At 73.6% G+C, this 22930-nt stretch carries 16 protein-coding genes; 4 read left to right on the forward strand and 12 right to left on the reverse strand.

Annotated elements, in window-relative coordinates; translation table 11 throughout:
* The 12 genes from E8M80_RS04740 to E8M80_RS04800 all read right to left on the reverse strand — a co-directional run bounded on the left by E8M80_RS04740 (position 1) and on the right by E8M80_RS04800 (position 17785).
* Entirely contained in the window at positions 1–1191 is a 1191-nt protein-coding gene (locus E8M80_RS04740; protein ID WP_137124497.1) for an FtsX-like permease family protein, read from the reverse strand.
* Positions 1191–1922 (reverse strand): ABC transporter ATP-binding protein, encoded by a 732-nt coding sequence (locus E8M80_RS04745; RefSeq protein WP_137124498.1) that lies wholly within the window; start codon positions 1920–1922, stop codon positions 1191–1193. The genes E8M80_RS04740 and E8M80_RS04745 overlap by 1 nt, the downstream gene beginning before the upstream one ends.
* Positions 1923–2076: 154 nt before the next feature.
* On the reverse strand, positions 2077–3972 hold the full coding sequence (locus tag E8M80_RS04750; protein ID WP_137124499.1) for a vWA domain-containing protein: 1896 nt from the start codon (positions 3970–3972) through the stop codon (positions 2077–2079).
* Entirely contained in the window at positions 3969–5027 is a 1059-nt protein-coding gene (locus E8M80_RS04755) for a hypothetical protein (RefSeq protein ID WP_137124500.1), read from the reverse strand. The genes E8M80_RS04750 and E8M80_RS04755 overlap by 4 nt, the downstream gene beginning before the upstream one ends.
* Positions 5024–7621, reverse strand: a complete 2598-nt coding sequence (locus tag E8M80_RS04760) for a virulence factor SrfC family protein (RefSeq protein WP_137124501.1) — start codon at positions 7619–7621, stop codon at positions 5024–5026. Before E8M80_RS04760 ends, E8M80_RS04755 begins: the two co-directional genes overlap by 4 nt.
* Positions 7618–10581 (reverse strand): virulence factor SrfB, encoded by a 2964-nt coding sequence (locus tag E8M80_RS04765; RefSeq protein ID WP_170979192.1) that lies wholly within the window; start codon positions 10579–10581, stop codon positions 7618–7620. Before E8M80_RS04765 ends, E8M80_RS04760 begins: the two co-directional genes overlap by 4 nt.
* 76 nt (positions 10582–10657) lie before the next feature.
* Positions 10658–11815, reverse strand: coding sequence for a hypothetical protein (locus tag E8M80_RS25745; protein WP_170979193.1), 1158 nt, complete (start codon positions 11813–11815; stop codon positions 10658–10660).
* Positions 11816–11948: 133 nt separating this feature from the next.
* A complete protein-coding gene (locus tag E8M80_RS04775) occupies positions 11949–13256 on the reverse strand; it encodes a hypothetical protein (RefSeq protein ID WP_137124503.1) in 1308 nt (435 codons plus the stop codon).
* A gap of 22 nt (positions 13257–13278) precedes the next feature.
* Complete coding sequence (locus E8M80_RS25750; RefSeq protein WP_170979194.1) at positions 13279–15081, reverse strand: serine protease; 1803 nt, start codon at positions 15079–15081, stop codon at positions 13279–13281.
* Positions 15082–15207: 126 nt separating this feature from the next.
* The gene (locus E8M80_RS04790) at positions 15208–15621 is read right to left on the reverse strand and encodes a Rieske (2Fe-2S) protein (RefSeq protein WP_137124504.1); all 414 of its coding nucleotides are present in this window, start codon (positions 15619–15621) and stop codon (positions 15208–15210) included.
* Positions 15621–16727 carry an amidohydrolase family protein gene (locus E8M80_RS04795; protein WP_137124505.1) on the reverse strand — a complete coding sequence of 369 codons (1107 nt, stop codon included), beginning with the start codon at positions 16725–16727 and terminating at the stop codon, positions 15621–15623. Before E8M80_RS04795 ends, E8M80_RS04790 begins: the two co-directional genes overlap by 1 nt.
* On the reverse strand, positions 16724–17785 hold the full coding sequence (locus E8M80_RS04800) for an amidohydrolase family protein (RefSeq protein ID WP_137124506.1): 1062 nt from the start codon (positions 17783–17785) through the stop codon (positions 16724–16726). The genes E8M80_RS04795 and E8M80_RS04800 overlap by 4 nt, the downstream gene beginning before the upstream one ends.
* 111 nt (positions 17786–17896) lie before the next feature.
* Here E8M80_RS04800 and E8M80_RS04805 point away from each other — a divergent pair, with 111 nt between their 5' ends.
* From E8M80_RS04805 to E8M80_RS04820, 4 genes are read left to right on the forward strand one after another with little or no spacing between them, the layout of a single operon-like run.
* A complete protein-coding gene (locus E8M80_RS04805; protein ID WP_137124507.1) occupies positions 17897–18904 on the forward strand; it encodes an MBL fold metallo-hydrolase in 1008 nt (335 codons plus the stop codon).
* 2 nt (positions 18905–18906) lie between these two features.
* On the forward strand, positions 18907–20541 hold the full coding sequence (locus E8M80_RS04810; RefSeq protein ID WP_137124508.1) for a gamma-glutamyltransferase family protein: 1635 nt from the start codon (positions 18907–18909) through the stop codon (positions 20539–20541).
* The gene (add, locus tag E8M80_RS04815; protein WP_137124509.1) at positions 20538–21590 is read left to right on the forward strand and encodes an adenosine deaminase; all 1053 of its coding nucleotides are present in this window, start codon (positions 20538–20540) and stop codon (positions 21588–21590) included. Before E8M80_RS04810 ends, add begins: the two co-directional genes overlap by 4 nt.
* Positions 21587–22807, forward strand: coding sequence for a M20/M25/M40 family metallo-hydrolase (locus E8M80_RS04820; RefSeq protein WP_137124510.1), 1221 nt, complete (start codon positions 21587–21589; stop codon positions 22805–22807). The genes add and E8M80_RS04820 overlap by 4 nt, the downstream gene beginning before the upstream one ends.
* The last annotated feature ends 123 nt before the right edge of the window (positions 22808–22930 follow it).

The raw sequence follows: 22930 nt of genomic DNA on the forward strand, positions 1-22930 counted from the left end.
TCAACCCTCCGCGAGGCCGGCCGCCGGCGGCACGCCGGCCGCCCGCAGCCCCGCCAGCACCGCGGCCAGCAGCGCCCCCGCCAGCGTGACCGCCGCAGCCGCGACGCCCATGCGCAGCGTCAGCAGGCAGACCGGCCGATCGCCCGTGACGGTTCCGGCGAAGGCCTGGTTCAGCACGGCTGCCACCGCACCGGCGATGGCGAAGGCGAGCGCCGCGCCCGCCAGCGCGACCGAGGCCGCCTGGACCAGCGGCACCGCGAGCAATTGCCGCCGCCGGAGCCCGAGCAGCGACAGCAGCGCGAGGTCGCGCCGCTTGCGCTCCACCTGCGCCCAGAGTCCGACGCCGAGGCTGACCAGGTACCCCGCCCCGCCCGCGCCCGCGATGGCCAGGAACAGCAGCGCGAGGTTGCGATCGAGCCGCAGCAGCGCGCCGACGGCCTCGGCGCGGGAAGCGACCTCGATGCCGGCCAGGCGAAAATCCCGGTCGAGCGCGGGCACGTCCTCAAGCCGTGCGGCGTGCAGGCGGAAGCCGGCGAAGGGGCGGGCGCGCGCCTCATCCAGGCCAGGGGGGCGGGCGTCGGGACCTGCCGTGCCGTCGAGGAAATCCTCAGCCAGCAGCAGCACCGGCAGCATCGCAAAGGCACCGTCCCGCGCCAGGGCCGAGACCGGCGCGACGGCGGCGATGCGGAGCGGCAGCGTCAGTGTCTCCCGCTGCCCGTCCCGCGTGCGCGCGACGGAGGTGAGCACGCTGCCGCCGACCACGACCCCCAGGCGCTCGACCAGCGTCGCCGAGAGGATGACCTCGTCCGTGTCCATCGCGCTCAGCCCCGGGAACAGCGGATCGCCGGGTCCGGTCGGCAGCAGCTCCACGCGCGTCCCGCCGCCGGGCCGGGATGGATTCTCGATGACGATCGTGGCCGAGAGCGCGCGCGTGCGCGGCACGACGAAGGCGATGCGCGGGTCGGCCTCCAGACGCCGGAACAGCGCCGGCTCCAGCGTACGGTTGACGACCGAGACGACTTCCCGCGCACGCGGGTCCTCCAGCAGGTCGGCGCGCAGGCCGGCGACGACGCCCTGGCGCAGGCCGAACAGCACGATCAGCGGCGCCAGCACCGCCGCGCAGCCGAGCGCGGAGCAGAGGAACAGCACCCGCTCGTGCCACAGGTCGGCGAGCGCCAGGCGCGCGATCATCACGCCGCCGCCGCCGCGGGCGGGCGGGCGAAGGAGGACCGCGCGATGCCGTCCGCACCCGGCGGACGCGTGACGCAGGCGAGGACCGGGTAGCCCGCGCGGGCCGCGCGGTCGGGGTCGTGCGTCGCGACCAGCAGCGCCGCGCCGGCGGCCGCGCATTCGCGCCGGAGCAGCGCGAGCACGGCATCGGCCAGTTCGGGATGCACCGCGGCGGTGGGTTCGTCCGCCAGCACGAGCGCCGGGCGGTGCGCGAGCGCGCGCGCGATCGCCGCGCGCTGGCGCTGCCCGACCGAGAGCTGCGCCGGGCGCTTGGCGAGTTGCGCGCCGATGCCGAGGTCCTCGGCCAGGCCGCGCACGCGCGCCGGGTCGGGACGGTTCGCGATGCGCTGGGTCAGCGCGATGTTGCCCTCGACCGTCAGGAAGGGAAGCAGCCCGCCGGTCTGCGGCACCACGCCGATGCGCCGCGCGCGCAAGTCCGCCAGCGCGTCGCGCCGGCCGGCGCGCCAGTGCCGCGCGATGTCCTGCCCGGCGAAGGCGAAGCGTTCCGCCGCGTCGGGCGGCGCGGCGAGGGCCAGCATCATCAGCAGCGTGGACTTGCCGCTGCCCGACGGGCCGGCGAGGGCCAGGGCCTCGCCGGCCGCCAGGTCGAATTCCGGCACCTCGAGCGCGAAGGGTGCCGCATCACCGCGATAGGCGCGCAGCACGCCGCGCAGCGAGAGTAGCGCCGTCATCGCAACCCCATGCCTTGCGGATCGAGGCCCCGCCTCGGGCCGGGAGCGCACAGCGCGACCGCGCCCGGATCATCCGCGCCCATCGGCGCACCAGCGCACGGCGCACAAGCCAAGCCGGCGAATGCCGGCGCCGGCGCCTGAGGCAAACAAATCTTCACGGCAACGCGTCGAGCGGCACCGGGAAGAAGGCCTCGCCGCCCGGCCTTCCGTCCAGCGTGACCCAGAGGTCCGGCCGGGCCGCGAATTCCTGGTAGAGTCGGAGCTTCGCCTCGATGCCGTTGATGAGTTCGCGCTGCGCCGCAGCGCCCATCGCGAGCCATTCCTGCTCCCCCAGCTCCATCACCTGGCTCTGGTAGGGCAGGCCGTCGAGATATTCGCCGAGGGCCTGGCCGACGCGCGCGAGGTTGCCAAGCCGGGCAGGGTCGCGCGCCGTCGCCGCGAAGGCCGCGCGCAGTTGCCCGAAGAAGGACCGCGGGTCGGTCCGCCCCGCGAGGCCGGCATCGAGGATGCGCGTCAGCGCCTGCGACAGGTCGCTCAACTGGTTGCGCGTCAGGAGCACGCGCACGTCGAGCGCGGCCAGCGTCGGGTCGCGCAGGTCGCGGTCGGTGGTGAAGGAACGTACGACATCGGGCGCCGTGGTGCCGCCCTCCCGCCCGAGATAGGCGAGGCGCATTGCCGTGCCGACGATCTCGACCTGCTGCGCGATGCGCTCCGCCTCCGGCGTGCGGGCCGGCTCGACGCCGCCGACCGGGCGGCCGACCGTATCCGCCACCTGGCGGAACAGCGCGTTGGTCAGACCGTTGACGACGCGCTCGAAGGCCTGCGGGCTGCCGCCTTCCACCGGGAAATAGAGCGAGCCGGCGGCGCCGTAGCGCGTGAGCTCGGTGTATTGCGCGCGCGCCTGGGCGTGGTTCGGGCGCCCCTCGGGCGTCTGCAGGTGGATGGCGAACAGCGCGACGCCGCGCGCTTCCGCCAGCGCGCGAATCTCGGGAATGCCAAGCCGGGTCTGGGATTTCGGGTCGGTCGCGTCCAGCGCGCCGGCATCGGTGATGAGCACCACGTAGCGCCCGCCGAATTGCGACCAGTCCACCTGGTCGATCGCGACGCGCAGCCCCGCGATCGCATCCTCGTCGAACTGCTCGGTGGACGCGGTGGCGGCGCGCACGCCCTCCAGAGCCGGCAGGATCGCGCCCGGCGGGCGCGAGAAATCCGGCGCCGCCACCAGTCGCGTGACGTATTCCAGCTGCGGCCGGTTCGCTATGTCGGCGCGGTAGGCGACCATGCCGAAGCGGAAATTGTCGCGCACGGCGGTGTCGCCGATGCGGCCCACGATGCGGCGGATCGCCTCCCGCGTGCGCTCGATGTAGGGCTGCATCGAGATGGTGGTGTCGATCACGAAGACGATGCCGCCGCGGAAGTCGCGCAGCCGCGACGGGTCGGCCTGCGCCGGCGCCTGGCGCAGTTCCGCCGGGGCCGAGATCACCTCCAGCATCCGCATCTGCGCGCCGTCGCGCCGCTGGACCGTCTCGGCCTCCAGGATCGGCAACAAGTAGAAGTTGCGCTGGATGTCGACGAAGGTCTCGGGCTCGAGCGCCAGCACCGGGCTGCCCGGCTGGCCGGCGGTGGCGCGCAGCGCGGCGGCCTCGCGCGGCATCTCGGGCGACGTCAGCAGCCCGCGCAGCGTCGCGGCGTCGCGCAGGAACATCGTGCGCTCGCGCCCCGCGGGGTTGGTGAAGGCGCCCACCATGGCGTGGCGCCAGTCGATCGCGCGCTCCTCGCGCACCCAGCCCTCGACGCGGCCATCGGGCTCGCGCCCGATCTCGATCCAGCCGTCGCGGCGGGCATAGACATCCGCGACCGAGAAACCCGGCACCGGGCGCCCGGCCGCCGCGCCGGGCTGCGCATGCAGCGTCGCGCCGGGCCGCAGGATCACGCGCTGGAACAGCGTGGTCTTGCCCGGGATCAGCAGCGGCAGGCGCCGCACGGGCTGGGCCTGCGCGGCCAGGGGCAGTGCGACGGTGGCGAGCAGCAGCAGGCGGCGCGGCGTCATGGCCAGAAATCCCGGATGGTCAGCGGCGCGTTGATGTCGCCTTCCCGTACGCGGTCCTCGAGCCAGCGGCGTAGCCGCGCGCGGGGTTCGGCCGCGCCCGCATCCCCCGCGGCCACGGCGTCGCGGTAGTGGCGCGCAGCCTGGCGCGGGTCGGGGTCGCGGAAGGGGCGGTTCGGCTCGAAGCCTACGGGATCGTAAAGGCCGGCAAGCCGCGTCAGCGCCGCCGCATGGCCCGCCCGCGCCGCGGCTTCCCAGAGCAACAGCGCGTCGTCATGGCGGCCGGCGCCGAAGCGGCGCGCGGCCTCGGCGGCGATGGCGGCGGGGGACGCCGCGCGCTCGATCACCTCGGGCACCGAGAGGCCGTCCAGCGAGGGCGGCGCCTCGGCCTCGGCCTGCGGGCGGACGGGCGGCAGCGTAGGCTCGGATGCCGGCACAGGCGCGGGCGGCGCCTCGGCCACCTGCGGCGCCTGCTCGCGCAGCACGAACCACCAGTAGGCGCCGCCGCCGCCGGCACCGAGCAACAGCAGCAGCAACAGGACCCAGGGCAACGCCGAGCCGCGCTTCGCGGGCGCCGCCGGCTGCGGCACCGAGAGCGCCGGCGGCGGCGGCGGGGCCGGCCGCGGCGCCAGCGCGATGGTCGCGTCGGGGTCCTCGATCGGCAATGACGGCGGCGGCGCTGGCCGCGGCGCGGGCGACGCTGGTTCCGCGAGGCTGTGCCCGCTGCCGCCATGCAGCGGCGGGATGTCGGGCCAGAACAGCGGCGCATCGATGCGCGCCCCCGGCAGGCGGAACAGCACCGGCCCCGCCTCCAGCCAGTCCACCACGCGCGGACCGAGATAGAGCCGCACGCCCTGCGGCGATGTCTCCACCCGGTCCGGGCTCAGCAGCGCGTCGCCCACCTGCCAGCCCTCGGTCCCGAGCGTGCCCTTGGCCCAGCCCTCCCGCAGGATGCGGAAGCGCGGGTCGGCCGGCGGCTCGGCCACGCCCTGCAGCAGCAGGATCGCGTGGCCGCCTTCGGGATGCGCCGGGTCGGCAGCGGCGCGGACGGTCGTCATGCCGCCTGGCCGAGCGCGCCCAGGATCCTGCCCAGACGCGCATTCTGTGCGACGTCGACCTCCTGCCCGCCCGGCGCGGTCACGTTCTCCTCCGCGAGGCGCGAGAAGGCGCTGATCCAGTCGACGTGGAACTGCTTGTCGTAGGGCTCCGGCTGCGGGCCGAGATGCGGCATGCCGTTGACCGGCGGTCGCGGCGCAAACACGGGGCGGTCGGTGCGCCCGGCACGCGGGCGCTCAGCCGCCGGCACATCCGCATAGCCCAGCATGTGAACGTAGCGGTTCACCACCCCTTCCGCGACCATCACCGGCTTCGCCGCGCTCTCACTGAGCTTCTGGCGATACGACGCTGCTTCCCGCAGGCGCTGCGCGATGCGCGCGGACAGGCCCGTGCGGCGGGCGCCGGCGCCGATCTGCGCGACCAGCGCGGTCGCGGCCTCGCGCGGAAGCTTCAGTTGCTCCGCCGTCTCGGGCTCGCCGGCCGCGCGGTGCATCTTCTCCATCCATTCGGCGACGGCGAGGTCGGCGTAGCGCTCGAAGGCGTCGCGCGCGCGATGCTCGCCCTCCGCCGCCGACGCCACCAGGTCGCCGAGCTCGGCCAGGTAGTCCTCCTCCCCTGCCCGCGCGCCGACCGGCGCTTCCTCGTCCGGCTCCATCTGCATGCGCCACCAGGCGGAGGTCAGTTCCTCGCGCGTCACCTGCAGGCTGCGGATGAGGCGACCGAAGGCCTGCGCGGCGGCGCAGGCGACCAGCGCGCGGCCGACCACTCGCGCTTCCTCCCGCCGCTTCGCGAGTTCGGCCGCGAGGTCGCCCGAATGCCAGTAGGGCGCGAGACGTGCCGCCATGTCGGCGCGCAGCGCCTCAAGCCGTGCCGCGATCTGCCCGCGCTTGATGGCGGGGTCGCAGACCGGGCGCAGGCTCTCCGCGAGGTAGGATATGCCGCCGTCGTTCAGCGTCATCGCCGCGTCCCAGGCGCGCGCCGGGTCGGCGAAATGGCGGCGGCCATCCTCGTTCGAGAGGAATTCCTCGCGCAGCCGGGCAAGGCGCGTGGCCTCGGAGGCGCGCACCGCAGCCTCCCGCCCATCCGCGTCGTAGTCGAGGATGTGCTTGGCCGCAACGTTGGGGTTGCGCAGCCAGTAGGTATTGGCGAAGGGCTGGCCGGCCGCCCAATTGCGCGGCCAGTCGTGCTCCTTGCCGAAGAAGTCGAGCAGCGAGGCGTTCAGCCGGATGGTCCAGCGGCTGCCTGTGCCCTCAGTCGCGCCCTTCTTCTCCTCGAATTCCGTGTCGAACTTCGTCAGCACCAGGAACAGCGCGTTGCGGTGCCGCGCGCGTTCGTCCGGCGTGGCACCCAGCGTGCCGTCCACCCAGTCCTTGATCATCCGCGGCAGGGTGCGGACTTCCTGGTTCGACGGCCCGATGCAGAGCAGCATCGAGGTGATCTCCTGCTCCGCGCAGTAGCGCTGGTACAGGTAGGCGACCTTGCCGCGTAGGAACAACCCAGGGAGCTTGCCCTTCTCCGCCAGGAAGCGGCCGGGCTGGGTCAGCTTCTCACGCGAGCGGGCGCCGGGGAAGTCCAGCAGGTCCGTGACATCGAAGAAGTCCCAAGGCTTGTCGCGGAGCGCGATGGTCAGTTCCGCGACCAGCGCCGCCAGCGCCGCGCGCGGCAGCATCGCCTGCCGCCCGGCGCGCGTGCGCACGGCCAGCTTGCCGTCCGTGGCGTCGCCCAGCGCGAAGAGCGTGCGCACGTCGATGATCGAGGTCTCGCGCGGGGAGAGCGCATCGAGCGGCGCGAAGGCCTCGTCCGGGAAATCCAGCGCCGCGAGCGCGGCCAGCAGGTCCCGCGCCGCCGCCGTGAAGGCCTCGTGCCCGTTCCACAGGATCGCGAAGAAGGCCGCGCGATCGGCGACCGGCAGCCGCGGCGCGATGGCCGCGGCCTGCGCCCAGAAGGCCGAGCCGAGCCCGGGCACCAGCGGATGGCCGCGGAACAGCGCCTCGAAGTATTCGCGCAGGTCGTCGACATCGTCCTCGGTGAGCCGGTCCACGGGCTCCGTGCCGGCGCGCGCGGCGAATTTCGCGCAATGCGACTGCACAAGCTCCGGCGAGGGGATGTCCACCTCCGCCGGGTCGAAATCCTCGAGGAAGGTATTGCCCAGGATCTTGATGACATCGGTCTGCGACAGCAGCCGCAGCGCCACGGGATGCCCCGGCAGCGCGGCCGGCGGGCGCAGCGTGAAGCGGGTGACGAGGCCGGTCGCCTCCTGCCCGCCCTCGGGGTTGATGTCCCGCACGAAGTCGAGCTCTCGGCCCTCGAACACTGCCGTCACGCTCTCCTGTCCGCGGCGTGCCAGCGCGCTGATCAGGTAGGACTTGCCCGATTGAGAGGGGCCGAAGACCGCGACGCACATCGGCCGCTCGGCCGCGGTTTCCAGCTTGCGGGCGCGGCGGGCGAACTTGCGAAAGTCGCGCGCGACGGCGGACGCTTCCTCCCGCACCTTGGCACGGTTGTCGGCGAGCCAGCCGATCGCCTCCTGCGCCGCCTCGGCGCTGCCGCGCGCGGCGGCGGCGAGCGCCGCGTCGGTGCTGGCGTCGAGCCTCATGCCAGCCCCACCACGCCAGTGTCGCGCCAGTATCCCGCCTCGGACTTCATCGTCTGCAGCCGTATCTCCACATCGGTGCGCCGGAGCGCGCCGCCTTCCGCATCCTCAATCTCCTCGACGCGGAAATCCTCGCGCTTCTCCTCCTGGCCCGGCGCGTCGGGGTCCATGTCGGCGCGGCGGATCTTGACGCGCAGCGGCAGCAGCAGGCGAGGAACGCTTTCAGGGTTCGCGAATTCCAGCGCGTACAACGGCGTGGCCGGCCAGCGCTCGATCGGCAATTGCCGGAAGCCCAGGAAGGTGGGGGCCGCGAAGGTCAGGCTGAACTCGACCCCGTCCGCGCTGGCAGGCTTCTTCTCGAGATCGACCTCCGAGAGCAGCACCCCCTGCTCGCGGATCTGCCCCGAGATCTCCATCCGCCCGATGTAGCGGGCGGTCGACTTCATCTGCAGCTGGCTCGTGCGCATCAGGAAGGATTCGAGCCGCCCCTCGGCCAGCGCGCAGAGCATGGCACCCACCGCCGCGCTCGTCTTCGGGTCCTCGATCCGCGCATTGGCGTCACGGAACGGATACCAGCCGCCGACCGCGTAGCGGTGCATGCCGATCATGCGGTGCGGCGCGACGGGCGACTTGGCCAGGACGATGTCGGTCACGGCGCGCAGGCGCGACGGCCGGCCCGAGAGCAGCAGCACGTCGCAATCATAGTGCCAGACCACTTCGCAGAGGTCAGCGAGCACGGGGCCGAGCGTCGCCTGGATCACCGCCTCGACGCGCTTCGCATCGGCCGCGACCTCGACATCGGCGATGGCGAAGCCGCGGGCGCCGGCCTGGCGGGCGGCGGTCTCGAAGAAGGCGACGGCGCGCGGATTGGCGGGCTGCGGCTCGGCGCCCAGCACCGTGCCGACCGGGGCACGGAACACCTCGCCCATCTCGCGGCCTTCGATGCGTTCGTAGGCGTGCAGCACGGCGAGGCCGACCGGCTCCAGCACCTGCGCCACGAATTGCCGGCGCAGGTGGCGCTCCACCTCGCTCTGCCCGCCGCGGTCGCCGCCCAGCGTCTGGCGCAGGAAGGCGTTCGGGTCCGACATGCCGGCGGCGCGCAGCGCAGCGGCCACCTGCGGCAGCACCAGGTGGGTGATCAGCCCTTCCAGCACCTCGTCGCCTGCGATCTTGAAGCCCTCGCGGAAATCCTGGCGCGGCACGATGGTGTCGCGGTTCTCCACGCTCCAGGTCACCACCATCAGGTCGGTGGTGCCGCCACCGATGTCGATGGAGGCGACGCGCAGGCAAGGGTCCTTCCCCCGTTCCGGCCGCACGCGCCCGGCGAGCTCGAAGAACCCCGCGGCGTCGCCCTGCAGGCGCTGCGTGATCTCGGTGTAGAGCCAGACCACCTGCGTTGCGGTCGCCTCGTCGAGGTTCAGCAGCACGCGCGGCTCGGGCGGCGCCGTGGGACCCGCCTCGGTCCAGCCGAGCAGGTCCCATGCGAGCTTGATCGCGCCTTCCGCCCGTTCCCGCAGGATCTTCTGCTCGGCAAGCGGCATGGCCGGCGGCAGCGTCAGGATCACGCGGCGCAGCCGGCGCGGCACGTCGGCGAAGCGGCGCGCCGCGCGCGTCGCCGGCGCGTTGATCTGGCTGACCGCCTGCATCAGAAGCTCGGTCAGCAGGAAGGTGAACATGGCCGATCGCGAGAAGCGCGCGCGCACCGCCGGCTGGCCACGGCCGCGCAGCATGCGCAGCGCCTCCCCGGTCTCGGTCACATGCGCCATGAAGGGGCCGGAGACCGGCGGTTCCGTCGTCACGCCATCCGACGCGCGGCCGTTGAACCGCCAGCCCTGCACGTTGGGCCGCCGGTCCCAGAGGTACCGCTTCGGGCTCGAAATGCCCGTCGCACCCTCATTGCCCTGTGTCGCGGCGGCAAGCCGCATCGCCTCGGGCCCCACGCGCACGGGCGACGGCCAGCGGAAGGCATTGGCACGGCCCGAGCGGCGGGAGATCGCATCCCGCCCGAAGGAGCCGACCGCGAATTCGACGCGGCTCTCGAAGGGCCGGGCGTAGAGGTCCTCGGGCCGCGACAGGTCGCGCAGCGCCAGCACCTGCGAATTGTTCAGGGACGGCGCGTCCTGGCTTTCCTCGACCAGCACGCCGCAGGTGCGCGAATTGCCGATGTCGAGCACGAGGTCCACGTTGATCGGCGCATAGCCGCGGTTGTCGGAGACCACGTCGACCAGCCGCACCCGCGGCAGGATCCCGATGCCCTCCAGCAGGCCGAGGAAGCCGAGGTAGCGCGCCCAATGCTCGCAGGCATGGGCGAAGTCCTCGGGCCTGAGCGCGCGGCCGCCGCGCTGCGCCTGGCGGAGTTCGCGGAACCCTTCCTCGAGCCATTGCCCGACCCAGGATTCGTTCAGGAACCAGGCGTTCTCCGCATGGCCGAGGACGGGGGCGAATTCCTGCTGGCGCGCGCTGTCCTCGGGCGCCGGCGCGACATAGGGGCGCGCCGCGTCGCGCGGCATCAGCGCCGTATCGAAGGCGAGCACCAGGCGGTGCGAGCGCCCCTCGGCATCGCGCGCCGGCTTCTCGGCGACATAGGCGCGCGCCCAGTTGGACGGGCCGCGGTCGAACACTTCCTTGCCGTCCGCGCCGCGGGCATGGACGCGGAAATAGGGCAGCGGCACCCATTTGTTCAGGAACGGCTCCAGCGCCTGGGCGCGGGAGATGGCGTAGCTCTCCTCCGGCGCCGGCACCTGCCCCGTCACCGGGTCCACCAGACTGCCGTCCTCGTCGGGCTCGAGCACGCGCAGGATCACGGGGGACTTGCCCTCGTGGTCCACCTGCTCGCGCAGCGTCTCCTCCCAGAAGTTGCGGGACCCGCGCGGCAGCCGGTCCATGTCGAAGTCGATGTCGAGGAACTGGATGCCGGAGGACGGCACCAGGCTGATCAGGCCGGCGGTGGATGCGGTGCTCATGGACATGACGCGTTCCACCGAGTGTGCCCGAGGCGCGCGCAGCGCGCCAATGCGGCGTGGGCTGGTCCAGGCGTCATCAGTTCACCGGGCAGTTCAGGCGGTAGCGCCAGCGGGTATTGGCGAAGGGGCCGATCACGACGACCTCGACGACGTGGTCGTTGCCCTGCGGCCGCCAGTCGAAGCCGATGCGCCCGCGGCCGCTGACCATGCCGGGGGTCGAGGCGACGACGCGGCCGCGATAGCGCACTTCGATCCGGTCCGGCACCGTCTGCGCGTCGTAGTCGAGCGTCACGGGGCCAGGCGTCGGGCCGAGGTAGTGGCGCGTGCGCGTCTCCCCGGCGCCGCCGGATTGCGTCTCGACGTTGCAGGGCTGGGTGCCAGGCGGCGGGCCGCGGGGCGGCTCGGGCTCGGGCGGCGGGGGCGGCGGCTCGGGCGGCGGCGGGGGCAGCGGTTCCTCGGGCCGGGGCGGCTCCGGTGCCGGCGGCGGCTGGGGTGCCGGCGTGGGCGGCGGCTCGGGTGCACGCGGCAACGGGCAGGCAAGGCGCCGGCGGCCCAGCTCCTCCTCGAGCCGCGCGAGCTCGGTGCGGAGGTCGCGTTCGCCCCGTTCCACCTCGACCAGGCGATCGAGCGCCGCCACATCGCCCTCGGCGGCGACGCAGGCGGCCTCGGGCGGCGACAGGAAGCGCCACGCCAGCAGCGGCCCGAGCAGCCCGGCCGCCAGTGCGAGCAGCGCGAGCGCCGCGAGCGTCGCGATCCAGACCCCCCAGGGCCGGCGCGCCGGCGCGGCCCAGGCGACGCCGTCGTCGAAGCGCGCCAGCAGGCCGAGCGGCCCGGGCGCTGCCGCCGCGACATGCCCCCAGGCCGCCAGCACCGGCCGGCCATCCACGGCGAAGACCATGTCGAAGGACGGGATTTCCGCGATGGCGGGCCAGAGCGCCACCAGCGCGCCGCCGCCCGTGGCCGCCTGGCGCTCGGCCTCACGCCGCAGGTCGGACAGGATGCGCCCGGCCTCGGCGGTCAGCGCGGCGCGCGAGGCAGCGTCGAGGTCGGCATAGCGCGCCATGCGCGTGCCCTGCGCGACCCAGGCGAGGCCGCCATCCTCCGGCACCGGCGCGGCAAACAGCGCGGCATGGGCGGGGGAGAGGCGCGCGGCCTCGGCGTGCAGCGTGGCGGCGGCATCGGGGGGCAGGAGCGGGCGGAGGTCCTGCGGGCGGGTGGCGGCCAGGCGGATCATGGCGCGGCGCCTTCCGAGGGCGGGGGGACGCGAACTCCCCCCCGCACCCCACAACGCAGGGCCGACGCCAGGTGCCAAAAAAGGGAGGGGGGGCGGGGGAGGTTCCCCTCCCCCGCAACGTCGCGGCGCGCCCTCATGGCACGGTGAACTCCCCGACCACCTGTTCCCGAACGCCTTCGCGCGCCGTGCCCGTGATCACCTGGTCCGGCTGGCCTTCCCGGCGCACCGTCACGCGATAGGGCGTGTTCGGCCCGTCGCGCCGGTCGAAGTAGTCCACCACGATCCGGTAGCGACCCGGCGCGGGGTCCTGGTCGAACACCACGTTCTCGACCGGGTTGCGTGTGGCCGGCCCGCCCTGCGCGTTCTGGTCGATGTCGAGCGAGCCGCCGCAGGCCGCGCGATTGCGGAAGTCGATGCGCTGCCCGTTCGGGCAGATCACGGCGAGGTCGAGGTCGTTGCGGTCGTCCCAGGCCAGGATGACCTGCGTCCGCCCGCGCCGCGCGCCCTGGCGGTCGGCACGGTCGAGGTCCGGGTTGCGCTGTTCCGGCGGCGGGGGCTGGCGGGGCGGCGGCTCGGGGCGCTCGGGCGGGCGCTGCGGTTCCGGCGGGCGGGGCGGTTCCGGTGCGCGGGGCGGCTCGGGTGGGCGGGGCGGCGGCTCGGGGGCGCGGCAGAGCAGGCGGCGTTCGCCCGCCTCGGCCACGATTCGGGCGAGCTCGGCGCGGAGTGCGCCTTCCCGCGCCTCCTCCTCGCGCAGCGCATCGAGGCGCGCGACCTCCCCCTCGGCCGGCACGCATTGCGCGACGGGCGGCGGGAACCAGCCGAAGGGGTCGCGCCAGAGCAGCCAGAGCGCCAGCAAGAGCGCCAGCAGCATCAGCAGTAAGGCCAGCAGCCAGGGCCAGACCCGCGCGCGCGCGGCGGCCACCGCGGCAGGTGGGCCGAGGATGGCCATCGGCGCCGCCGGCTGCGGCATCATGCGCACGAGCAATTCGCGCCGCGCGCCCGCCCCTGCGGTCGTATGGCCCCAGGGGGCCAGCACCGGCACGCCGTCGCGCACGCGGATCGCCGACTGGTCCGGGATCTCGAGTGCCAGCCGCAGCAATTCGCCGAGGAAACGCTCGCCCTCGTTGGCCGAGCCGTGCAGCTTCGCCGCGGCGGCCTGGATCTCGGCCACCATGGGCATGAGCGTGGCGAGCGCTGCCTGCTGCGCGTCGGGGTCGAGTTGCGGCAGCGGCACGGCGGTGCCGGCGCCGGGCGCGTACCAGTCGATGCTGCCGCGCTCGGGGTCCGGGTTGGGCTCGGCGAACAGCGCGGCATGGCGCGGCGAGAGGGCGCGCCGCAGGTACTGCGTCAGCTGTTCCCAGTGCTGCACCGACAGCTGCCCGCCCACCCCCTGCGCGAGCAGGTCGCGGTTCAGGGTGGTGGCGATCAGGGTGTCGTCCACGGCGCGTTCCTGCCCCGCCCGGTCAGCGCGGCGCGGCCGGGGCCGGCGCGGGGCCGGCGGGAGGTGGCGCAGCCGGCGTCGCGGGCGCGGGCGTTGTGGGCGCAGGCTCAGCGGGCGTTGGCGCGGCGGGCGCCGGCGACCCGGGCGGCATGCTGGCCGGTGCGGCGCCGCCCGGCGGCGCGGGCGGCACGCCCGGCGCCGGCTGGCAGGCCCCGGTCACCTCGGCCACGGTCACGTTGTTCGCCTGCAGGAAGGCCATCAGGCTGTCGGTCTTCTGCGCGTAGGAGACACGCTCCCCCTGCTCGGCGTTGAAGAAGCCGAAGGTGTTGACGCCGACGACGCGCCCGCAACGGTCCACCAGAGGCCCGCCCGAATTGCCGCGGCTGATCGCGGCCGTGTGCGGCATGACGGTCAGGCCCGAGGGCAGCGGCTGGATGGCGCTGACCAGCCCGTCGGTCACCGCCAGTTCGGGAATGGCCTGCGTGTTGCCGTCGAGCAGCGCGCGGAAATTCGCGTCCGTCTGCATGATCGCCTGCGGGAAGCCCGCGGCGATGACCGGGTCGAGCCGTCCCGACACCCGCGTGAGGCCGAGCGGCGAGAGCGCGGTCGCATCGGCCGGCAGCCGGAGCAGCGCGAAATCCGTGCGGCCGGGCTGCGGGTCGGGCGTCTGCGCCGCGACCTGCACGCTGACCGGCCGGCCCAGCCGCCGGTTCACGACATAGACGCGCGCGGGGTCGATGTTGGCCACGACATGGGCGTTGGTCACGACGATGCCGGGCGCCACGACGAAGCCGGTGCCCGTGCCTACCCCCTGCCCGTTCGCGAGCGGGCCGAGCACCAGCACTGTCGCCTGGTCGAGCAATTCGATCAGCGTGCCCTGGAAGGCCTGCTGGCCCGGCGCCGGCGGCGGCAGGGCGGAGGGCTGCACCGGCGTGATCTGCGGCGGCGTCAGCGGCGACAGGCCGAAATCGCCGGGCCGGCAGACATCGCCGGCCAGCGCGGCGCGCGCCTGGTCGATCTCCCGCCGCAGCGCGTCGTTGGTCTCGCGCTGGCGGATGATCTGCGCGTCGATCCGTGCCGTATCGACCACCGGCGCCACCAGGCGCTGCGCGCCGATGCGTTCGGAGATGAGTTGCCAGCCGAGCCAGAAGCCGAGGCCGAGGAAGACCAGCGCGACCAGCACGCCAACCGGCAGCAGCCACCAGTTCCAGGCGGAGGCGACGGGACGCGCGGCGACCGCGGCGCCGGCGGCGACCGGAGCCGCGGGCGGCGGGGGCGGCGCCACGGCGGCGGGGCGTGGCGGCGGCGGCGCGGCGCGGGGCGGCTCCGGCGCGGGCGGCCCCTCGGCCAGCAGCGCGGGCGGCAGCGCGCCGCCGTAGGTCGCGCGCAGATGCGCCGCGCGGGACGTCGCGTCGCGCAGCGCGCCGGCCGGCGCCAGGCCCCAGCCGGCCAGCAGCGGGCGGTCGTCCAGCGCCAGGATCGAATCGGGTCCCGCCAGCACCAGCGCGCCGCGCAGCAGCGGGTCGGCCATGAGCGGCCCCAGCGCCGCCAGGTCCTGATGCAGCCGCGCCTCGACGGCCGCGCGCCGCGCCGGCGGCAGGGCGGAGAGCGGCACCGGGTCGCCCGCAGCCTCGGCATACCAGGAGACCGAGCCGGCGTTGCGCCCGTTGCCCCAGGTGACGACCGGCTCGGCGAACAGCGCGGCGCGATCGGGCCCGAGCAGCGCGCGCAGCCTGGCATCGGCGTCGAGCACCGTCGCACCGCCCACCGTCACGGGCTCGAGGCCCTGGAGGTCGGTCTTCAGGATGAAGCGCGGGCTCGCCATGGTGTCGTCGGCTCCGGGCGGGTCGGTTCGGGGCCGGGTGGGCAGCCCTGTCGGATCACTCTAGGCGTCAGCATCCGGCGGGAGAATGGCGGCGCCGTGGCGAAGACGCGCCGCGGCTGAAGCGTTTCACGCCTCGATGACGACGTAGCTGTCCTCGATCCGGACGGGGATGGTCTCGGCGGTATGGGGGCCCTGGACCAGGGTCGCGCCGGCCTCGACGCCCGCCGGGAAGGGCCGCACCTTGGTGCGGCGCGGGTCGAACCAGGACTTCCCCGTGCGAATGTCGAATTCCCATTGGTGCCAGGGGCAGCGGATGAACTCGCCGGCGCGGGAGAAGCGGTAGGTCCCCGGCTCCTCCGACTGCGTCAGGCCACACAGGATGCCGCCAGACAGCGGCCCGCCCTGGTGCGGGCAGCGGTCGAGCAGTGCGAAGAAATCGCCGTCGAGGTTGAACACCACGATGCGCTTGCCGGCAGCGTCCACCACCTTGCGCCCGCCGGGCGGGATCTCCGCGACCGGCGCCACCACGTGCTTCGCCATCAGATGCGGTACAGCCCGCGCGCGTTGCCGCCGTAGATCGCCGCGCGCCGCGCCTCCGGGATGAAGGCGGGGATCGCGAGGCGCGGGTCGTCGAAATCCCAGTGCGGATAGTCGGAGGCGAAGAGGATCCGGTCCCAGCCGATCCATTCCATGGTGTCGAGCACGTGCTCGGGCCGCTCCGGCTCCTCGATCGGCTGGGTCGAGACGAAGACATGCTGGCGCAGGTATTCGGACGGCGCGCGCTTCAGGTGCGGCACCTCGTCCTTCAGGCGCTTCCAGGCGCCGTCCAGCCGCCACGCCAGCGACGGCATCCAGGCGAAGCCGCATTCGATCATGATGACGCGCAGCGCGGGGAAGCGCTCGAAGATGCCCTCCACCACCATCGACGCCACCTGCGCCTGCGCGCTGGTCGCGTGTTCCTGCACTTCCTCCACGTAGAAGGACGGCCAGCCGCCATTCGTCATGGCATGGCCGGAGTAGCCGAAGGCGTGGATGCCGACCGGCAGCCCCGCCTCGGCGGCCGCCTGCCAGATCGGCCAATAGCGGGCGCGGCCGAGTGGCTCGGAGGTCCGGCTCATCAGCAGCACCTGGCAGAAGCGGGGATCGGCCGCCCAGCGGCGGATCTCCTCGACCGAGGCGGCGGCGTCCTCGTAGGGCACGACGATCGAGCCGCGCAGGCGGCTCTCGTGGCGCAGCCAGTGCTCGACCTGCCATTCGTTCACCGCGCGCGCGAGCGCGACCGACAGCCCGTCGTTCACATCCCCCTGCCCCGAGGGCTGCAACGGGTTCAGCACGCCGATATCCATGCCGTAGCGGTCGAGCAGCTGTTCCTGCAGGAAGGGCAGGTCCGAGGCAGGCGGCCCGCCGCCCGGCGGCCAGGCGTCCCGCCGGCAGGCGAGCGGCGCCGCCTTCGGGAAGGGATAGCCCTTGTGGAAGCCGTGCCGCGCATGGATGCCGTAGGTCGACAGGCGATGCCAGGCGGCCTCCGACAGGAAGGGCCGGAATTCCGAGAGGTCGCGCACCCGCGGGTGGATGTCGACATCCACGAGGCCCAGCGTGGCGGCGGCCGGCCGCCCCGGCGATGCGATCGGTCGGACGAGGTTCATGGCGTGCCTCCTTCCCTGATCCGATCATAGGTCGCGCGCGGGTTCGCGACCATGATCTTCGGCAGCAGCCCCTCGGGCAGGCCGGGGGGGATGGTGTCGTCGCCCGCGAAATGGGCATGCGGCCAGTCGCTGGACCAGAGCAGCATCTCGTCCGAGCGCAAATGGTCGAGCAGCCGGGCGACGCCCTCGGCATCCTCCGGCGCGTCGAAGGGGCGGATGGTCAGGCGCAGCTGGTCGCGCAGGATCTCGGCCGGCGGGCGGTCCAGCCAGGGCACCTCGAAGCGCACGCCCTTCCACGCCTTGGTCAGGCGCCACAGGAAGCCCGGCAGCCAGGAGACGCCGCTTTCGATCAGCACGACCTTGAGCCCCGGGAACTTGCCGAAGACGCCTTCGGTCACCAGCGAGGCGAGGCTCGCCTGGAAGCCGTAGGAATTGGCGACGTACTCCTCGACATGCCAGGACGGCCAGCCGACCGAGGTCGGCGGATGCCGCCAGGCGCTGCCCGCATGGATGCCGAGCGGCAGGCCGTGGCGCTCGAGCGCCGCATGCACCGGCCACCATTCGCGCCGGCCGAGCGGGATCTCGCCCATGCAGAGCACCATGCCCTGCACGAATCGACGGTCGGCGGCCAGGCGCTCGATCTCGGCGACGGCGTCCTCGACCCCGTTCGGCAGCAGGATCGACGCGCGCAGCCTGTCGTCCTTGTCCAGCCATTCGGCGCGGATCCAGTCGTTCACCGCGCGCGCCATCGCCGCCGACATGTCCCGCGAGAACGGCAGCTGCACCGGAAACAGCGGGTTCAGGATGCCGATCGCCGCGCCCCAGCGGTCCAGCGCCTGGGATTGCAGCTCCGCCAGGGTCGAGGGCGGTCGCCCCTTGGGCCCGCGCCAGTCCGCCCGCACCGAGGACGGCGCATTGGGCGGGTAGGAGGCGCTTTCGAGCGATTCGATGCCGCGCTCGACCAGCGTATGGCGCCAGTACTCGTCCATGTAGGGCAGCAACGTCGCCACCCCGGGCACATGCGGATGCAGGTCGCAGTCGATCGCGGCGGTGCTCACGTGTCCTCGGCGCCTTGTCTGTCCGTCCCTGCCCGACAGGTTCGGCCCGAACGGCGCCGCGGGCAATGGGCGGGGTTGAGGCCCCTGCCCCGCCGGGCCACCCTGGGGGCGATGAACATCGACATCCCCCCGCCGGGCGAAGCCCGGGAGATCCTCCCGGGCCTGCGCTGGCTGCGCTTCCCGCTGCCCTTCGCGCCGCACCACGTGAATGTCTGGCTGGTCGAGGACGGCGACGGCTGGACCGCCATCGACGCGGGCGTCGCGAACGACGAGACGCGCGCCAACTGGCAGGCCGCCATGGCCGGCGAGGCCTTCGGCGGCCGCGCCCTGACCGGGCTGCTCGTGACGCATTTCCACCCCGACCATGCCGGGCTGATGGGCTGGCTCTGCGCCGCGCACGGCCTGACGCCGCGGATGACGAGGATCGAGTGGCTGCAGGCACGGAGCCTGTGGTTCGACACCGGCACCGAGATGCTCGACCACCAGGCGGAATTTGCCCGCACCGCAGGCGCGCCGGCGGAATACTGCACCTTCCTCCGTGCCCGCGGCGCGCTCTATGTGCGTGCCGTCGCGCCGCTGCCGCGCGCCTTCGCGGCGATCGCGGATGGCGAGACCGTCACGATCGGCGGGCGCGCCTGGCGTGTCGTCACCGGCCAGGGCCACGCGCCGGACATGGCCTGCCTCCATTCGGCCGAGGCAGGGGTGCTGATCGCGGCGGACCAGATCCTGCCGCGCATCTCCCCCTATATCGGCCTGCACGCCGGGGAGCCGATGGGCGACCCGCTCGGCGCCTTCCTCGCCTCGATCGGCCGGTTCCGCGCATTGCCGGAGGACACGCTCGTGCTGCCCTCCCATGGCGAGCCCTTCCGTGGCCTGCATGCGCGGATCGACGCGCTGGCGGCGCACCACGCGGATCGGCTGGCGGCGCTGGAGGAAGCCTGCCGCGCGCCGGCCACCGCGCATGCGCTGCTGCCGGCGCTGTTCCGCCGCCCGCTGGACCAGCGCAACCTCGGCTTCGGGCTCGGCGAGACGCTCGCGCACCTGCGCTGGCTGGAGGCGATGGGCCGTATCGAGCGCCTGCCCGCCGCCGACGGCGTCATCGCCTGGGCCAGGAGATAGCGATGCCCCGCCCCGCCCGCCGCATCCCGACGCCGCGCGCGATGATCGTCGCGCCGCAGCCCGAGGCCGTGGAGGCCGGCGCCGCCGTGCTGGCGGCCGGCGGCAACGCGATGGACGCGACGCTCGCCGCCGCCTTCACCCAGGGCGTGGTGGACCCGATGATGTGCGGCCTGGGCGGCCTCGGCGTCATGACGGTGCACGACCCGCGCACGGGCACGGAGACGGTCTTCGACGGCCTCTCCCCCTGCCCCGCCGCCGCGCATGAGGCGATGTGGGCGCATCTGTTCGAGCGCGAATGCACCGACGGCTACGGCTTCGTCCTGGCGGGCGCGCCGAACGAGGTGGGCCACGCGGCCGTCACCGTCCCCTCGGTCCTGCGCGCCTTCGCCGATGCGCATGCCGCCCTTGGGCGGCTGCCCTGGCGCGACCTGTTCGGCGGCGCCGTCGCCTGCGCCGCGGAAGGCTGGATGGTGCGCCCGCATGTCCACATGATGATGACGGCGGACGAACGCGCCTATGGCCGCGTCAACGTCGCCGAGAAGCTGACCCGCACGCCGGACGCCGCGCGGCTCTATCTCCGCCCCGACGGCACGCCGAGGCGCCCGGGGGAGCGGATCGTGAACCCCGACCTCGCCGCGACGCTCGAGACCATCGCCCGCGACGGGGCGGATGCCTTCTACACGGGCGGGATCGCCCGGCGCATCGCCGCCGACATGGCCGAGCATGGCGGGCTTGTCACGGAAGCCGACCTCGCCGCGGTGCGCGCGCGCCGCGTGGAGCCGCTGCGCGTGCCCTATCGCGGCCGCACGCTGGTCCTGCCGCCGCCGCCCGCGGGCGGCATCTTCGTGGCGGAAGTCCTGCGCATCCTGGAACGCTTCGACCTGCCGGCCATGGGCCACAACAGCCCGGCCATGATCACGGCGCTGGCCGAGGCGCTGAAGATCGCCGGCATCGACAAGGACCGCCATGTCGGCGATCCGGACTTCGTGGCGATCCCGCTCGACCGGCTGCTGTCGGACGCCTACGCCGACGCCTGCGCGGCCCGCATCCGGGCCGGGGAACGCGCCTCCCTCGCCCGCGCAGGAAACGAGCCCAAGGGCACCACGACCATCTCCTGCGTCGATGCCGACGGCCTCGTGGTCAGCGTCACGCACACGCTCGGCATGCCCTCCGGCGTCATCCCGCCCGGGCTCGGCTTCATGCTGAACGGGGCCATGAACTGGTACGACCCGCGCCCGGGCCGGCCGACCTCCATCGCGCCGGGCAAGCGCCGCTTTTCCTCCATGTCGCCGCTGATCGTGCTGGAGGGTACGACGCCGGTCGCGACACTGGGCGCGCCGGGCGGCGCCTGGATCGGCGTGGCGCTGGCGCAGGTGCTGGTCAACCTGCTCGACTTCGGCATGGGGATCCAGGAGGCGGTGATGGCGCCGCGCATCAGCGCGACGAGCGAGACGCTCGATCTCTCGCTCCGCATCCCCCGCGCCACCGAGGCTGCCCTGACCGCGGATGGATACCGCGTGAAGCGCGTGCCGACGACCTTCGCCTTCGCGGGCGTGCACGGCATCGCCATGTGGGACGGCGCTCTGGAAGGGGCCGCCGATCCGCAGCGGGACGGCTACGCCGCGGGGGTCCCATGATGGACCTCGCCGCCTTCTGCCGCGCCATCCCGAAGGTGGAGTTGCACGTCCACCTGCTCGGCGCCATCCGCCTGCCGACGCTGGCCGAGATGGCAGCGCGCCAGGGCGCCGGCTACACGCCGGAGGAGGTGGACGACCTCGCCCGGCGCGACGCCAAGCCCAAGGGCGTGCTGCACATCCTGCGCGCGCTGGAACAGCGCATCCTGCGCGGCCCCGAGGACCTGCACCGCATCGCCTACGAATACCTGGAGGACGCGGCGGCGCAGGGCGTCCGCCACGCCGAGATCTTCTGGAACCCGACCGGCACGGCCCGCGATGCCGGCATCGACTACCGCGCGGGCGCGGACGCGATCCTCGCCGCCTTCGACGACGCCAGGCACGACCACGGCGTCTCGGCGCTGCTGATCCCCGCGATCGACCGCGAGGCGACGCCCGAGGACGCGGTCGAGATGGTGGACTGGATGCGCGCGCACCGGCGCGGGCGCATCGTCGGCCTCGGCATCGACTACCGGGAGAATGACGGCCCGCCGGAAGCCTTCTGGAAGGCGTACCGCCTGGCGAAGCAGGCCGGCTTCCGGCTGACCGCCCATGCCGGGGAATTCGGCTGCCATTGGCGCAACATCGAGACCGCACTCGACCTGTTGGAGGTCGAGCGCATCGATCACGGCTACACGGTACTCGACAACCCCGCGCTGGCGCGGCGGTGCGCGGAACGCGGCATCGTCTTCACCGTCGTGCCGACCAATTCCTACTACCTGCGGACCCTGCCGCCGGACCGCTGGGCGGCCGACCATCCGATCCGGCGGATGCCGGCGGCGGGGCTGCTGGTCCACCCGAACACCGACGACCCGCCGCTGCACCGCGTGGACCCGGCCGGCTGCTGGCTCTCCATGGCGCGCGACTTTGGCTTCGGCCTGGAGGATCTGCGCCGCTTCATGCTGAACGGCATCCTCGGCGCCTTCATCCCGGACGACGAGAAGCGCGGGCTTGCCGCCACCTTCGATGCCGAATACGCGCGCCTGCGCGCTGAACTGGAACCGACGCCATGACGCCCACCGAGACCATCGCCGCCATCCGCGCCGACGCCCGCTTCGCGCGTGCCAGCGAGACGCTCGCCGCAGAGCATGAGCGCACGGTGCAGGACCTGATCACGCTCACGGAGATCCCGGCGCCGCCCTTCGCAGAGGACCAGCGCGCGAGCGCCTATCTCGACATGCTGAAGGCCCATGGCCTCGAGGAAGTGGAGCAGGACGAGATCGGCAACGTCATGGGCATCCGCCGCGGCTTCGGCAACGGCGACATGCTGGTGGTAGCCGCGCATCTCGACACCGTCTTCCCCGCCGGCACCGACGTGCGCGTGAAGCGGGAGGGCACGCGCCTGATGGCGCCCGGCATCGGCGACGACACCTGGTCGCTCGCGGTCAACCTCGCCTACCTCCGCGCCATGGACGCGGCCGGCATTCGCACGCGGCACGACATCCTGTTCGTCGGCGACGTGGGGGAGGAAGGGCTCGGCGACCTGCGCGGCGTGCGCCACCTTTTCGAGAAAGGCCGCCACCGCGGCCGCCTCCGCGCCTTCCTGACCGTGGACAGCCCGAACGTGGACGGCATCGTCTCGGGCGGAGTCGGGTCGCGACGCTACCGCGTGACCTTCCGCGGCCCGGGCGGGCATTCCTATTCGGCCTTCGGCCTCGTCAACCCGATGTACGCCATGGCGGAAGCGGCACGCGGCCTGGCCGCCGTGCCGGTGCCGGTCGAGCCACCGACCACGCATTGCGTGAGCGTCGTCTCGGGCGGCACCTCGATCAACGCCATCGCGAATGCGGTCACGATCGAGGTGGACCTGCGCTCGGCTTCCGCCGCGGAACTGGCACGGCTCGACGGACGCTTCCTCGCGATCGTGGAACAGGCGGTCGCGACCGAGAACGCCGCACGCTCGACCCGCGCCGGCGTCATCACGGCCGAGATCCAGCGTGTCGGCGACCGCCCGGCAGGCGAGACGCCGAAGGGCGCGCCGATCCGCGACCTGGCCGCGGCAGCCGTCGCGGCCGAGGGGTACCGCCCGAGCTTCGAATTCTCCTCAACCGACGCGAACGTGCCGATGAGCCTCGGCATTCCGGCACTCAAGATCGGCGCGGGCGGGCGGGGCGGCAGGGCGCATTCGCTCGACGAATGGCTCGACGTCGAGCCCTTGGAGGTGCTGCGCGGCATGCGGAGCAGCCTCGCGACCATCCTGGCGCTGGCGGGGATGGAAGGGATCGGCTGATCGCGGGAATGTTGGGGGAGGAGAACCTCCCCCAAACCCCCTCCCTTCTTTGGGACTTGGCGCCCGTCCTGGAAGGTCGGGCTCCAGGTGACAAAGAAGGCTGAGGGGGGGTCGGGGGGAGAA

Origin of the sequence: Roseomonas sp. HF4, from assembly GCF_005222755.1 — a bacterium.
Lineage (GTDB): Bacteria > Pseudomonadota > Alphaproteobacteria > Acetobacterales > Acetobacteraceae > Neoroseomonas.

Excerpts from the sequence above, each read along its gene's own strand:
- E8M80_RS04740 (WP_137124497.1), bottom strand. The coding sequence starts at position 1,191 with ATGATCGCGCGCCTGGCGCTCGCCGACCTGTGGCACGAGCGGGTGCTG.
- E8M80_RS04745 (WP_137124498.1), bottom strand. The coding sequence starts at position 1,922 with ATGACGGCGCTACTCTCGCTGCGCGGCGTGCTGCGCGCCTATCGCGGT.
- E8M80_RS04750 (WP_137124499.1), bottom strand. The coding sequence starts at position 3,972 with ATGACGCCGCGCCGCCTGCTGCTGCTCGCCACCGTCGCACTGCCCCTG.
- E8M80_RS04755 (WP_137124500.1), bottom strand. The coding sequence starts at position 5,027 with ATGACGACCGTCCGCGCCGCTGCCGACCCGGCGCATCCCGAAGGCGGC.
- E8M80_RS04760 (WP_137124501.1), bottom strand. The coding sequence starts at position 7,621 with ATGAGGCTCGACGCCAGCACCGACGCGGCGCTCGCCGCCGCCGCGCGC.
- E8M80_RS04765 (WP_170979192.1), bottom strand. The coding sequence starts at position 10,581 with ATGAGCACCGCATCCACCGCCGGCCTGATCAGCCTGGTGCCGTCCTCC.
- E8M80_RS25745 (WP_170979193.1), bottom strand. The coding sequence starts at position 11,815 with ATGATCCGCCTGGCCGCCACCCGCCCGCAGGACCTCCGCCCGCTCCTG.
- E8M80_RS25750 (WP_170979194.1), bottom strand. The coding sequence starts at position 15,081 with ATGGCGAGCCCGCGCTTCATCCTGAAGACCGACCTCCAGGGCCTCGAG.
- E8M80_RS04790 (WP_137124504.1), bottom strand. The coding sequence starts at position 15,621 with ATGGCGAAGCACGTGGTGGCGCCGGTCGCGGAGATCCCGCCCGGCGGG.
- E8M80_RS04795 (WP_137124505.1), bottom strand. The coding sequence starts at position 16,727 with ATGAACCTCGTCCGACCGATCGCATCGCCGGGGCGGCCGGCCGCCGCC.
- E8M80_RS04805 (WP_137124507.1), top strand. The coding sequence starts at position 17,897 with ATGAACATCGACATCCCCCCGCCGGGCGAAGCCCGGGAGATCCTCCCG.
- E8M80_RS04810 (WP_137124508.1), top strand. The coding sequence starts at position 18,907 with ATGCCCCGCCCCGCCCGCCGCATCCCGACGCCGCGCGCGATGATCGTC.
- add (WP_137124509.1), top strand. The coding sequence starts at position 20,538 with ATGATGGACCTCGCCGCCTTCTGCCGCGCCATCCCGAAGGTGGAGTTG.
- E8M80_RS04820 (WP_137124510.1), top strand. The coding sequence starts at position 21,587 with ATGACGCCCACCGAGACCATCGCCGCCATCCGCGCCGACGCCCGCTTC.